At 35.8% G+C, this 12,486-nt stretch carries 13 protein-coding genes; 4 read left to right on the top strand and 9 right to left on the bottom strand.

The features are described from left to right. Positions 1 to 57: 57 nt before the first annotated feature. Positions 58 to 684: a YfbR-like 5'-deoxynucleotidase gene (locus MHB55_RS19385; RefSeq protein ID WP_144539421.1), complete on the top strand. Its 627-nt coding sequence runs from the start codon at positions 58 to 60 to the stop codon at positions 682 to 684. Between the two features lie 85 nt (positions 685 to 769). Then, the gene (locus tag MHB55_RS19390) at positions 770 to 1,414 is read left to right on the top strand and encodes a GntR family transcriptional regulator (RefSeq protein WP_144539419.1); all 645 of its coding nucleotides are present in this window, start codon (positions 770 to 772) and stop codon (positions 1,412 to 1,414) included. 109 nt (positions 1,415 to 1,523) lie between these two features. On the opposite strand, the gene brnQ is transcribed toward MHB55_RS19390, so the two are convergent. The 8 genes from brnQ to MHB55_RS19430 all read right to left on the bottom strand — a co-directional run bounded on the left by brnQ (position 1,524) and on the right by MHB55_RS19430 (position 8,887). Continuing rightward, the gene (gene brnQ / locus MHB55_RS19395; RefSeq protein ID WP_340863855.1) at positions 1,524 to 2,885 is read right to left on the bottom strand and encodes a branched-chain amino acid transport system II carrier protein; all 1,362 of its coding nucleotides are present in this window, start codon (positions 2,883 to 2,885) and stop codon (positions 1,524 to 1,526) included. Positions 2,886 to 3,108: 223 nt separating this feature from the next. Beyond that, complete coding sequence (locus MHB55_RS19400) at positions 3,109 to 3,486, bottom strand: Na+/H+ antiporter subunit G (RefSeq protein WP_144539414.1); 378 nt, start codon at positions 3,484 to 3,486, stop codon at positions 3,109 to 3,111. Next, positions 3,464 to 3,748 (bottom strand): Na(+)/H(+) antiporter subunit F1, encoded by a 285-nt coding sequence (locus tag MHB55_RS19405; protein WP_144539412.1) that lies wholly within the window; start codon positions 3,746 to 3,748, stop codon positions 3,464 to 3,466. Before MHB55_RS19405 ends, MHB55_RS19400 begins: the two co-directional genes overlap by 23 nt. Then, positions 3,748 to 4,230, bottom strand: a complete 483-nt coding sequence (locus MHB55_RS19410) for a Na+/H+ antiporter subunit E (RefSeq protein WP_144539410.1) — start codon at positions 4,228 to 4,230, stop codon at positions 3,748 to 3,750. Before MHB55_RS19410 ends, MHB55_RS19405 begins: the two co-directional genes overlap by 1 nt. An 18-nt stretch (positions 4,231 to 4,248) precedes the next feature. Then, positions 4,249 to 5,733: a Na+/H+ antiporter subunit D gene (locus MHB55_RS19415; RefSeq protein WP_144539408.1), complete on the bottom strand. Its 1,485-nt coding sequence runs from the start codon at positions 5,731 to 5,733 to the stop codon at positions 4,249 to 4,251. After that, positions 5,726 to 6,064 (bottom strand): Na(+)/H(+) antiporter subunit C, encoded by a 339-nt coding sequence (locus tag MHB55_RS19420; protein ID WP_144539406.1) that lies wholly within the window; start codon positions 6,062 to 6,064, stop codon positions 5,726 to 5,728. The genes MHB55_RS19415 and MHB55_RS19420 overlap by 8 nt, the downstream gene beginning before the upstream one ends. Continuing rightward, the gene (locus tag MHB55_RS19425; protein ID WP_144539404.1) at positions 6,064 to 6,489 is read right to left on the bottom strand and encodes a Na(+)/H(+) antiporter subunit B; all 426 of its coding nucleotides are present in this window, start codon (positions 6,487 to 6,489) and stop codon (positions 6,064 to 6,066) included. The genes MHB55_RS19420 and MHB55_RS19425 overlap by 1 nt, the downstream gene beginning before the upstream one ends. Next, on the bottom strand, positions 6,479 to 8,887 hold the full coding sequence (locus tag MHB55_RS19430; RefSeq protein WP_186318205.1) for a Na+/H+ antiporter subunit A: 2,409 nt from the start codon (positions 8,885 to 8,887) through the stop codon (positions 6,479 to 6,481). The genes MHB55_RS19425 and MHB55_RS19430 overlap by 11 nt, the downstream gene beginning before the upstream one ends. Positions 8,888 to 9,417: 530 nt before the next feature. Here MHB55_RS19430 and MHB55_RS19435 point away from each other — a divergent pair. Next, positions 9,418 to 10,101, top strand: a complete 684-nt coding sequence (locus MHB55_RS19435) for a histidine kinase (protein ID WP_144539400.1) — start codon at positions 9,418 to 9,420, stop codon at positions 10,099 to 10,101. Positions 10,102 to 10,260: 159 nt separating this feature from the next. On the opposite strand, the gene MHB55_RS19440 is transcribed toward MHB55_RS19435, so the two are convergent. After that, positions 10,261 to 11,418: an MFS transporter gene (locus MHB55_RS19440; protein ID WP_191697570.1), complete on the bottom strand. Its 1,158-nt coding sequence runs from the start codon at positions 11,416 to 11,418 to the stop codon at positions 10,261 to 10,263. A 368-nt stretch (positions 11,419 to 11,786) separates the two neighbouring features. On the opposite strand from MHB55_RS19440, the gene MHB55_RS19445 reads away from it, so the two are divergent. Beyond that, entirely contained in the window at positions 11,787 to 12,485 is a 699-nt protein-coding gene (locus MHB55_RS19445) for a YetF domain-containing protein (RefSeq protein ID WP_225216097.1), read from the top strand. The last annotated feature ends 1 nt before the right edge of the window (position 12,486 follow it).

A 12,486-nucleotide genomic window follows, 5' to 3' on the forward strand; every position in this document is an offset into this window, starting at 1 on the left:
TTTCCACTACATGAATTTCGGCTATTTAGGTAATATAGAAGAAAGGAGTGATTAACAATGGGTATCCATCGTTTTTTTATGAGCATGAATGACTTAGAAAGAATCATTCGAGCACCAGGCAGGTTTAAATACGAGGAACATAACGTTGCTGCACATTCATGGAAGGTAGCTCAGTATGCTATGTTCTTTGGAACCATTGAAGAAAATAATGGTGCAGTGATTAACTGGAAATCCCTGTACGAAAAAACCATTAACCATGACTTTGCAGAGATTTTTATCGGAGATATTAAAACTCCAGTCAAACACGCTTCCCCGGAATTAAAGCAAATGCTTTCCCATGTCGAAGAAAAGATGATGGAAAAGTTTATATTAGATGAGATACCTGAAGAATTCCGTCCCGTCTTTTTCGACAGAATGAAAGAAGGTAAGGACGAAACAATAGAGGGTCGTCTACTAGAACTGGCAGATAAAATGGACCAGGTATACGAAGCCTTTACAGAACTCCAACATGGAAATACCGATCCTGAATTTATTAAGATGTACGAGACAGCCTTACGAAAAATATTACATTTGCCATTAGAAAAGAGTGTGGCCTACTTTAAAGAAATAATGCTTCAGGACATTATGGCAGAGGAATCTGTAATTGACGTTAAAAGTATTACGCTAAAAATTTTAGTAGAATAAGGAAATCTTTCAATAAAAACTGCGATATATTGTATAATATAGTGTATAATATGATTCAACTAGGAAAATATAAGGAGGCTGTCTCATGCCTATACCAGTCGATCATACTAAACCAGTTCGTACTACAGCGAAACTTCATGCATTTAATCAGCTTCAACAATGGATTATAGATGGTACTCTACAACCGGACGAAAAGTTAAACGATATAGAGCTAGCCCAAGCTTTAGGAGTTAGCCGGACACCCATTAGAGAATCTCTTCAGTTACTGGAATCGCAGGGCTTTGTAACGATGCAACCAGGCAGAGCAACACAGGTTACGCCAGTGGAGCCAGAAGATATCTATAACCTGCTTCCTCCATTGTCTGTATTACAAGCACTTGCAGCTGAACTAGCAACACCTAATATGGATGAAGAAACATTAAACCTGTTAGAACAAAAAAACAATGAATTTGCAGAAGCTCTGCATGCACAGAATTTTACAAAAGCATTAAAATTAGATGAGGAATTTCATCAGCTGATTGTGGATCGTGCTAATAATCCATACATATTCTCTATGGTAGAAATGCTTCAAGCACATGTTCGTAGACTTTACTATTATGAAAAAATTAACTTAAGGGAATATTCCATTGAACAGCATAAGGAATTAATACGATTATTCAAGGAAAAGGATATTCCAAAGCTAGCTGAAGTAATGCGTGCTAACTGGATTTATACCATTGAAAAATTCTAAAATTAAATAGTAAATAAGGGTGCACGTGATAGAGAATGCTACTTCCTATAAGATTTCACACTTAACTACAAAAGCCTATCGACAAAATTAGTCGATAGGCTTTTGAATATTAACTATTTAATGGTACTGGTCTCTTCCCATTTATTCGAGCTATAACACCTGTTATAAGAGTAATAATCACGAAAGGAACTATCCAACCAAGACCTACATCGTAAAATGGTAATACATTGTCATAGAAATCTAGGATGGATTCTAACCAACCAAAGTATTCGATTTCTAAAGAATCACATAGTGCTTTTAAGCCGTCAATTATGCTTATTAGGAATGTACAAATCATAACCGCTACGTACACAAATCGTGCATGATAAAACAACGGCGACAAGAAAGCTAGCAATATCAAAACAATAGCCAATGGATATAAAAGCATTAGTACAGGTACTGAGTAAGTGATAATATTCGATAAACCAAAATTAGCAATCACACATGTAAATACACTAAAAATGACTACAAATGCTTTATAGCTAATGGAAGGAATTAACGTATGAAAGTACTCTGCACAAGCAGTAGTTAATCCAATGCTTGTTGTTAGACATGCTAGAATAATTACAATTGCTAATAGAATAGCTCCAAAGGATCCAAAGTAATGCTCCGAGGCAGCGCTTAAAACTGGTCCACCATTTTCCATTATTCCGAACAAATCAACAGAAGTAGCTCCTAAGTAACCAATACCAGCGTATATTATTCCTAAAAAGAAGATAGCTATAGCACCAGACTTGGCAGTGGCCGCTAAGATGCCCTTCTTAGAAGTTACACCCATAGAGCGAACTGCATTTATCACAATAATACCGAATACTAATGAAGCTAACGCGTCCATTGTATTGTATCCTTCTGTGAATCCTGTCATAAAAGCATTATCAATGTAACTGCCCTGTGGCGTACTAAATTCACCCATAGGTTTAAAGATTACAAACCCCAATAAGATTAAGAGCCCTATTAAAATCCCTGGTGAAAGGTATTTCCCTACATTATCTACAATCTTGGATGGGTTCAAGGAAAGCCATAAAGTAAGACCAAAGAAAACGACAGTAAATATCAATAAACCGATTTGTGTATATTCTGAATTTACAAAAGGCATAATCCCAATTTCATATGAAACAGCTCCGGTTCTCGGTAAAGCGAAGAAAGGTCCAATTGTTAAATATAGCAAAGAAGTAAAAATCACAGCAAAAGTCGGATGTACTCTACTAGATAGTTCCTGTAAGTTTTTACTTCCTGAGAAGCCCATTGCTAAAGTTCCTAAGAATGGAAGACCGATACCAGTTATTAAAAAGCCTATTATAGCAAACCATAAGCTTGTACCTGCGTTTTGACCCAGACTTGCTGGAAAAATTAAGTTACCTGCTCCAAAAAACAAAGCAAATAACATTACTCCAATAACCAAATAACTTGAAAAAGATAATTTATTGTCCATTGTACTTGCCCCCTGTGATATAAAAAAATAATCATTACTTTTTATTTTGTTCTAGTTGTATTAAATACATGTGCTAAATGATTATTCATCATCACTTAATTGCTAATAACAATCATGATAATACTATGAATTTATACAGAATGCAATATATTATATAAAATTAATAGAACATTTATTTAATTTAAAACATAAAAAAATAGCTAGCTAATAAAAAATTTATTAGCTAGCTATTTTTCGCGTTTTCATCTTCTTCTTCAAATAGGATTTCCGTTAAAGAATTGTCGGAAGAATTATCTGCTAATTCTACATTTGACCGATAAGCAGCTCTTGTTAAAAGGTGACCCGCAACAGGAGCAGTTAAAAAAACAAATAGTATTCCTAATATCAAACGTACACTTACGAAGCCATCATGTACCCAGAAATAGATAAACGCACCTGAAAGGGTTAGTAATACTGCAACCGTAGAGCTTTTAGTTGCAGCATGTGAGCGAGTATAAACATCGGGAAGTCTAACAATTCCAATAGCGCTAATAACACTCATTATGCTTCCTAAAAGGACAATTACAGCAGCGATTAGCTCAATTATCTGACTTACGCTCAATGATAACCCCCCTTTCAATATATCGGGCAATAGCAATTGTACTGATAAAAGCTAAAATTCCTAAAATAAGAATTGCCTCCAGAAATGCCTTTGTCTTAAGTACAATAGAAACTATGGCTATTATAGATATTAGGTTAACTCCTATCATATCTAATGCTACTGCTCTATCTGGCATTGAAGGACCCTTTATAATTCGAAAAAGTGCGATTCCTATGGAGATTGCAAACAAAGAAAGTGAAAGTACTAATATTTTTTCTACCATTAGCGAGTCACCTCCATAATTGCTTTTTCGAACTTAGTTAAGGAACGCAAAACATCTGCTTTTGAAGCTTCCATATCCATCGCATGAATATAAAAGGTATCTCCCTCTGGATTTACTTCCATTACGACAGAACCAGGAGTTAAAGTAAGCAATAACGCAAGCGTCGTAATTTCCCATTCACTAGACAACTTCGTTCTATAAGTAAATATCCCTGGCTTAATCTTTAGCTTAGGACTTAATATTTGTTTACTAATAACTATACTAGATGTAGCCAATTCTCTGATAAAGATAAATATCAATTTAATAATTGCAAATAGACGCTTTAAATAAAATTGTGTTCCAAAAAATCTATGCATAAGGAATACAATCCCGATTCCTACGAAGAACCCACTTACAAAAGTTTGTAATTGTAACTCCTCAGTGTCCATGAGCAGAGTCCACAAAAACGCTATAAATAAATTAAGTAGAAATTGTGCTGGCATTGTTAATCACCTCTCCCATTACTCTTCTCCGCCTAATATCGCATCAATATATATGGCAGGATTAGACAGCGTATTTGCTGCATCAGTAACATATCCGGAAATTACCTCTGCTCCTAGTCCTAGCGCAAGCGTTCCAATACCTAATAGGAAAATTGGAAAAATCATACTAAACTTCATAGGAGTTTCATCCTCTAAGCTGATGATTGTTTCACCGAAAATAGAGTTTAAGAATATACGAAGTAAAGAATACAGAACTACTATACTGGAGAGGAATGCCAAAGCCAATAAAATATATGATCCTGACTCAATCGCCCCTTGTCCTACTAAAATTTTCCCTACGAAACCACTAAGTGGTGGAATCCCAGCTAAAGAACAAGTAACAACAAAGAACAGCCAACCAAGTAAAGGATAGTTTTTTATTAATCCACTAATTTCATTAATCTTTGTTTTCCCTGTTAAAGAAATCATCGTACCCACCAATAAAAATAGCATTGCTTTAGCAATCATGTCGTGCACTATATAATAAATTGATCCCTCAATGGCTACAGGAGTTCCTATCGCTAAACCTACAAGCATAAATCCTACTGCAATCACTACATTATAGGAGGCTATTAATCGTAAATCCTTATAAGCGATTGCTCCCATACAGCCTACGACGAGTGTAATTCCGGCCATAACACCAATAATCGTGTGAGTTACTAGCGTATCGTGATAAAAAATAATCGTAAAGGTACGGAACAATGCATAGATACCTACCTTTGTTAAAAGAGCTCCAAATAAGGCAGCGATTGCCATAGGAGGCGCACTATATGAACCTGGCAACCAAAAGAATAGTAGAAGCCCTGCTTTTATACTAAATACGACTAAAAATAGTATACCTATAGTTGTTAGCAAGGGATCTTGCCCTGCTTCAGCTACTCTTTCTGAAAGGTGTGCCATATTGAGCGTTCCAAGAGAACCATATAAATAGGCAAGCGCTAGTAGGAAGAACCATGAAGCAATTACATTAATCACCACATATTTAATAGATTCTCTTAGCTGGCGTTTTGTACCACCCAATGTTATTAGCACATAAGATGCCAGAAGCGTAACTTCGAAACACACAAATAGGTTAAACATATCACCAGTTAAAAACGATCCGTTTACTCCAGCTAATAGGAACAACACAAACGGATAAAAGTACATCTTCTCGTGTCTTTCTCCAATGGAAGAGAAAGCATACATAACACAAAGTGCAGTTACAATGCTTGCAGTAAGCACTAGTAGCACTGAAAACGAATCAGCAACAAATAGAATTCCAAACGGAGGCTTCCACCCACCAAAATCCAATCGAAGAATTCCTTCTAATTGAATCTTATTTAAGATAAATACACTAATCCCGGTGATTGATAACACCGTCAATAAAGTAATGATACGTTGCAGCTTAATATATCGATTAAAGAATACTAATAATACTCCTATCATTATAGGAATTATTAAAGGCAAGACAATTATATTATTCATCATTTGTTCCTCTCAATGCATCCAGGTCATCTGTGCCAATATCCTGATACGCTCGGTATGCAAGAACAAGTATGAAAGCTGTTACTGCAAAGCTTATTACAATAGCAGTTAATATCAAGGCTTGTGGCAACGCATCTGTATAAGGACCATCTGCTTCCTTTAACAAAGGCACATTCCCTCTTTTTAAATCTCCCATAGTCAATATGAGTAAATGAGCTGCATGTGATAACACCGCAGTCCCTAAAATTACTCGAATAATATTACGTGAAAGGATTAGATAAGTAGCAACGGCAACTAAAATACCGATCAATATAACCATAATTGTTTCCATTAGCTATCATCCTCACTTATGCTTAAAATTATTGTAACTAGCACCCCAACTACCGTTAAAGCCACTCCTGCTTCAAAGATTGTGACGGTTGTAAGCTCTGTTTTACCGAAAATAGGCAAATCAAAATAGGCAAATGATTGTGACATAAATGGCACCCCAAATATCAATGAACCAAAACCGGTTGCTGTTGCTAATAGCACTCCCACAGCAGCTACTAGCTTAAAGTCTAAGGGAAGACTATTATGAACCTTTTCTATGCCATTCGATAAGTACAGCAGAACAAATGCTGAGGCTAATACTAAGCCTCCGATGAAGCCTCCTCCCGGCGTGTTATGACCTGAAAGAAATAAATAAACCCCAAAGGTTAAAATAATAAACACACCTATTTTAGCAACATTTCGAAGAATAACATCATTAATTTTCACTATCGGTATCCTCCTTTTTTGCTCTAAGCTTAATCATGGTATATACACCTAAGCCAGCTATAAAGAGAACGACTACTTCTAACATAGTATCAAAGCCACGGAAATCCCCTAATATAGCATTAACAATATTAGTTCCTCCAGCTAAATTATAAGCATCTTCAAATAGGTAAGAAATCCTTTCAAACTGGTCATAATTTAACACAGACAAACCAACTAAAACTACTACTAGCCCTACCCCGATTGATATAATGGCATTCATGTTCTTGGTTTTCAAGGATACTTTTTCTTTTTTCCAATCTGGTAAATGAGAGAACGCCAATAGGAAAAGTGCAGTGGTTACTGACTCAACTACCAATTGTGTCAATGCGAGATCAGGAGCTCTGAATATTACAAAGAAAATAGCTACGGTATAACCTAAAACTCCATTGAGTAAAGTTGCAGTAATTCTCGATTTAGCACGTAGCATGGCCAAGCTAGCAATTACCATAATAATCACCAAAATAATCTCATATGCACTAAACTTAGCACTTGGGGTTGTATCAACTGAAAATGCTCCTGAAATTATTAAATAGCCACCAACTGTCACAATAAAGAATATATAAATATATAGAAGATAGTCTCTTAAATAACCTGTCATATAACTTTTCGTTGTAACTGTAGACTGCTTCTCTGAAAAATTTAAAAAGTTGGTATATAAAGCATTAAAGGAATATTTCTGTGGTAATATGCTATAAATTGGTCTCCAATATTTTAAAATCTTAAAAAGAAGAAAACCGACAACTATTACTCCAACTGTCATCTGTAGCTCCGTATTAAAACCATGCCATGCGTAAATAGAGGGTGTTAGTTTCTCCGGATCACCAAAAGTTGGATAGATACTAGCCATTGCTGGCTTCAATATATAATTCCCTAATATATTTGGAAAGAAAAATATACCTACAACAAAAACGCTTAATATGATTGGCGATATAAGCATACCAATCGGTGCTTCATGAATCGGTTTATCCAGTTTTTCCGGCTGTGCATCACCCAGAAAGGTTTTAAAGATGAAAATCATACAATATACAAACGTTAGCACACTCCCTATCCATGCGATGACCGGGAAAATAATACCCCAATTTTGCAAGGAGAAGACATCTGCCTCCATTATATAAACGGTAGCCGTAAAAAACATTTCCTTACTTAAAAATCCATTAAATGGCGGCAATCCTGCCATTGATAAGCTACCAATTGTCCCTACTGTAAAAGTAATCGGCATTAAAGTCATTAACCCGCCTAATCTTCGAATATCCCGTGTTCCAAGCTCGTGGTCAAGGATACCAACAACCATAAACAGAGCACCCTTAAATGTGGAATGATTAATCATATGGAATAGTGCTGCAAAGGTGGCCTGAGTATAAATAACCGAATCCTCAGAGTAACCATATTGTAATGCAACTGAACCAAGACCTAGTAAACTCATAATTAGGCCAAGCTGACTAACTGTGGAGAAAGCAAGTAATGCCTTTAAATCTGTTTGCTTAACTGCATTAAAGGACCCCCAGAACATGGTGATCATCCCAACAATACTAACTGTCCAAAACCATATTTGGTCTACTCCAAATATTGGTGTAAAACGCGCCACCAAATATATTCCTGCTTTAACCATAGTTGCTGAATGTAAGTAAGCACTAACTGGTGTCGGCGCTTCCATCGCATCTGGTAACCATATGTGGAATGGAAACTGAGCAGATTTAGTGAATGCACCCAACAGGATTAAAATCATGGCAGGTACGAATAAATGATGATTCGTAATTTCCAATACCATCGGAATGATTTCTCGAATACTGAAGGTGCCAGTCATTGTATGCAGCATGATAAATCCTACTAGCATTGCTATACCACCGCTGACAGTAATAAGCATAGCCTTTTGAGCCCCACGTCTAGAAGCATTACGATGGCTCCAGAAGGCTATTAATAAGAAAGAGGAAACACTCGTTAGTTCCCAAAACACATATAAAACCATCAGGTTATCAGAAAACACTACACCTAGCATGGCTCCCATAAATAACAAGAGGTAACAATAAAAATGATGTAAAGATTCCTTAGTGGAAAGATAAAAAATAGAATATAGTATAACTAAACTACCTACACCAGTAATAAGTAAACCTAATATTATACTTAGACCATCTAAATAAGTAGTGAAGTTTATATCTAATGAGGGGATCCAGCTATATGTGTGAGAGTATGTTTTTCCACTTGCAATTGAGGGAATATAGCTTGCAAGCATTGCAAACAAGATGGTCGGTACTAGCAACACAAACCAACCAATATGTATTTTTTTAAAATTCCTATAAAAAATCGGTATAATTGCGGCTACTATAAAAGGTAAAATAATAGCAAAGTTAACAGAAAACAAATTGTAACCTCCTATTTCCATATATTGAGGGTATTTTCTATATAGAAAGATTTATTTCATTTGAAAGAGAGACTTGACTATAAGGGTAACTAGTTGCATAATAGGATTCCATATGGGGTTCCAATAAGAGCATTAGTTGAAACAGGGGTGTTTACCATTGCTGAATTTAAGCTAACTTGTTTGGTGTGATTTATAACGAAATGAGTGGCTACAAAACGTATAGACAAGGACAGTTAATAGTCCTATTTATAGAGGGTATGTCCAATGCATAAGAGGTTAGGAGCAAAACAATCCTCTATGCAAATTTTAATAGTGAATCAAAGACAATTTTTTTAAAACATTTAGAGCATATGGTAAATCTTTAGAACTCCTTAAAAATAATTAATAGTATTTTCATGATTTTCCTAAGTAAATTATACACTAAATGATGCATCTCTGCACTTCTGGTGTTTACAATAGCTTATAATTTGCAATATTTTATACATGTTACTAGAATAGATGAGACTATAATAAATGAGGTGTAGACAACCGTGAAACGCGTAAAAGGTAGAATGGACGAAAGTATACTTGTCTGCGTATACTATGGACCAAATGGTGAACGACTCATTAGAAGAGGACACAAGATGGCAAGTATTATGGACTGTCCACTCTATATCTTAACTGTGGATCCACTTCCGTACGATGCTTTCGATGCGGAAAAATCAGGATACGTAGAGCAGTGGAGATCTTTAGCAGATGAACTAGACGTGGAAGAATTTATCATCCGTGATAATGAAAAGCGTCCTTCTCCTAAAGTGATTAAGGAAGTAGCACATCAATTTAATATCACCCAGATTATTATCGGACAAACAGCTCAGAGCAGATGGGAAGAAATTACGAAAGGCTCCTTTATGAATGTACTATTAAAGGAAATCCCATTTGTAGATTTCCATGTGGTTTCGGTGGAACGTGCGATAAAAGAAGAAGAAGAAGGAATATTTGAAAAAGGTGTAAGAGCCTATTTGGTGAATGATGGAGATACTTATAAAGTATCCTTTACCTGTGCAAAGAATATGTGTCAGGAAGGAATTTTCTTTAAAGAAATTGGTACAGATTTTGATAATGGGATATTCAAATTTATGCATAATAACAAAATGCAGCAAGTTCATATCCAAGACAATCTAGTAACTGATCCATCTCAAGTTCCAGCTGATTGTAGACTAAAAGCAAGATAATATATAAGAGCAATCCTTTATGGATTGCTCTTTTTTTGTAAATATGAAAGCTCGGCGCTGCTCCTGCGTAAGCTCGCTACAAACAAGAGCGTTTGGAATGACTAAGGAACTGTCCCTTCACTTTTCTCCATTTAACTGACACAGGCGCTTGCGCTTTTCTTATGCCGCAACCTTCCCATCCTTTGGTAGAGCAAAAGCTACTAATCCTAATATAGGAAGAAGCGACACAACCACCATAGTTGAATACACTCCTATGTAATCCATAAGAATACCAATAACTACTGCTCCTATAGCTCCCATTCCAAACGCCAATCCAACCGTAAGACCAGCCATTGTTCCAATTTTGTTCGGAACTAGCTCTTGTGCGTAAACAACTGTCACGGAAAAACTGAGCATGATTGAAAATCCAATAGCAGTTAGTAGTATTAAAATAGCCCAAACAGGCACATAAGGTAATACAAGACACAATGGTATTGGTACAATGGTTGAAATGACAATCACTTTTTTTCTTCCAATCCTATCAGCCATCGGACCTCCAAAAAACGTCCCCACTGCCCCCATAGCTAAAAACAAGAAAATAATTAGTTGGCCTTTATCTGTTACGAAGTTATAGTTTTCCGTCAAATGAAAAATATAAAAGCTAGTAATATTCGTAACATAAAAAGAGCGCACAAAAATAATTATCATTAAAAGCCCTAGTGCAATCCCTACCTGTTTCTTAGTCAATACAGGCAAAGAAGATATAAATGCTTTTTTCTTAGCACCTAAACCCGCTTCTCTTAGTTGTTCCTTATACCATCTAGAAATTTTACTCAATATAAAAATACCTATCGCAGCAACGATTAAAAATAACGCAGCTCCTCTTTGTCCAAGCGGAAGTAGTATGAATCCACTAATAAGAGGGGCTAAAGCTTGTCCAGAATTCCCTCCAACCTGATAAATCGATTGAGATAGTCCTCTTTTATTCCCCGCTGCCATATAAGAAACCCTAGACCCCTCCGGATGGAATACTGCTGATCCCAAGCCTAAAAATATAACAGCTACGAGTATTATCCAGTAATCTGGTGCAAAAGCTAATCCTGCCACACCGATAAAAGAACTTACCATTCCTAGAGGAAGAGCATATGGCATTGGCTTTTTATCACTTATAAAGCCAACCACTGGCTGTAGTATAGAAGCAACTATATTAAGGGAAAATGTTATAAATCCTAACTGAGTAAAGGTTAATCCAAGTTCACCTCTAAATATTGGAAACATAGCTGGGACAACAGATTGTAAAGTGTCATTAAAAAGATGACATATTCCCATAGCCACCATAATAGGATAGACAGGATTCCCCTGCCTATTCAGAGTTTCTGTTTGCGACAATTTACCACACCTCCCTATAAAAATAGTTTTTGGATCAATTTTATAATTGCTATCTATATGAAAAACACGAACAAAAAAAGAATATAAATGATTTCCACTTTAATCGGTCATTTCTCATTTAGCTGGTATCGTCGCAGCTTTTACAATCAAAAAGTTATAAATATTCATGTTTAATAGTAAGTGCAATTTATGAAAATAACCCAATTTAGTTATTATATCGCAAAATCATTGAATTTATAAAATTTTCCTAAAAGAGAATAGTTAGATGCTAGTGGGTCACAATACATAGAAGTATATTAAAAGGAGTATTGATCACAATGGCTGATATAAGTTTTTGGGAAATGATTTGGAGAACTACCATCTCATTTGCAGTTTTGCTTTTTTTAGCACGCATAATGGGAAAGAAGCAGATAAGCCAATTAACTTTCTTTCATTACATTACAGGAATAACTATAGGATCTATCGCTTCGGAAATTGCTTCACAAAAAGAAACTCCCTTTGTGGACGGAATTATATCACTAATATGGTGGGCAGTACTTACAATCCTTATGACATATCTTTCACAGCTTTCCCCTAAGTTGCGTCTGCTTTTAGATGATGAGCCAACAATTATCATTAAAGATGGAAGAATATCTCTAAAATCCTTAAAATCTTCTCGCATGAACATGGATGATGTAATGATGTTATTAAGAGAACAATCCATCTTTTCTATAGACGATGTCCAGTATGCAGTATTAGAAACAAATGGAGAGCTAAGTGTGTTTAAAAAACCTGCAGAACAAAATGCAACAAAACAAGATGTGAAGGCAGACGTTTCCATGCCCACTTATATTCCAACCGAAATTATATCAGACGGTAAAATTGTACGGAAAAATCTAAAAGAATTGAAACTAGACGAAGAATGGGTAATGAAGAAGTTGCGCAAGCACGGGGTTCAGTCAGTCGATGAGGTATACTTTGCACAATTACAAACAAATGGATCCCTTTCGGTTAACCTAAAAAATAATAGTCTATAAA

The organism is Psychrobacillus sp. FSL K6-1267 (assembly GCF_038003265.1).
Lineage (GTDB): Bacteria > Bacillota > Bacilli > Bacillales_A > Planococcaceae > Psychrobacillus > Psychrobacillus faecigallinarum.

What these genes read in the sequence shown, in the direction of transcription:
- MHB55_RS19420 (WP_144539406.1), bottom strand. Translation starts at nt 6,064, where the DNA reads ATGGAAACAATTATGGTTATATTGATCGGTATTTTAGTTGCCGTTGCT.
- MHB55_RS19385 (WP_144539421.1), top strand. Translation starts at nt 58, where the DNA reads ATGGGTATCCATCGTTTTTTTATGAGCATGAATGACTTAGAAAGAATC.
- MHB55_RS19445 (WP_225216097.1), top strand. Translation starts at nt 11,787, where the DNA reads ATGGCTGATATAAGTTTTTGGGAAATGATTTGGAGAACTACCATCTCA.
- MHB55_RS19415 (WP_144539408.1), bottom strand. Translation starts at nt 5,733, where the DNA reads ATGAATAATATAATTGTCTTGCCTTTAATAATTCCTATAATGATAGGA.
- MHB55_RS19405 (WP_144539412.1), bottom strand. Translation starts at nt 3,748, where the DNA reads ATGGTAGAAAAAATATTAGTACTTTCACTTTCTTTGTTTGCAATCTCC.
- MHB55_RS19440 (WP_191697570.1), bottom strand. Translation starts at nt 11,418, where the DNA reads ATGGTGGCTATGGGAATATGTCATCTTTTTAATGACACTTTACAATCT.
- MHB55_RS19390 (WP_144539419.1), top strand. Translation starts at nt 770, where the DNA reads ATGCCTATACCAGTCGATCATACTAAACCAGTTCGTACTACAGCGAAA.
- brnQ (WP_340863855.1), bottom strand. Translation starts at nt 2,885, where the DNA reads ATGGACAATAAATTATCTTTTTCAAGTTATTTGGTTATTGGAGTAATG.
- MHB55_RS19410 (WP_144539410.1), bottom strand. Translation starts at nt 4,230, where the DNA reads ATGCCAGCACAATTTCTACTTAATTTATTTATAGCGTTTTTGTGGACT.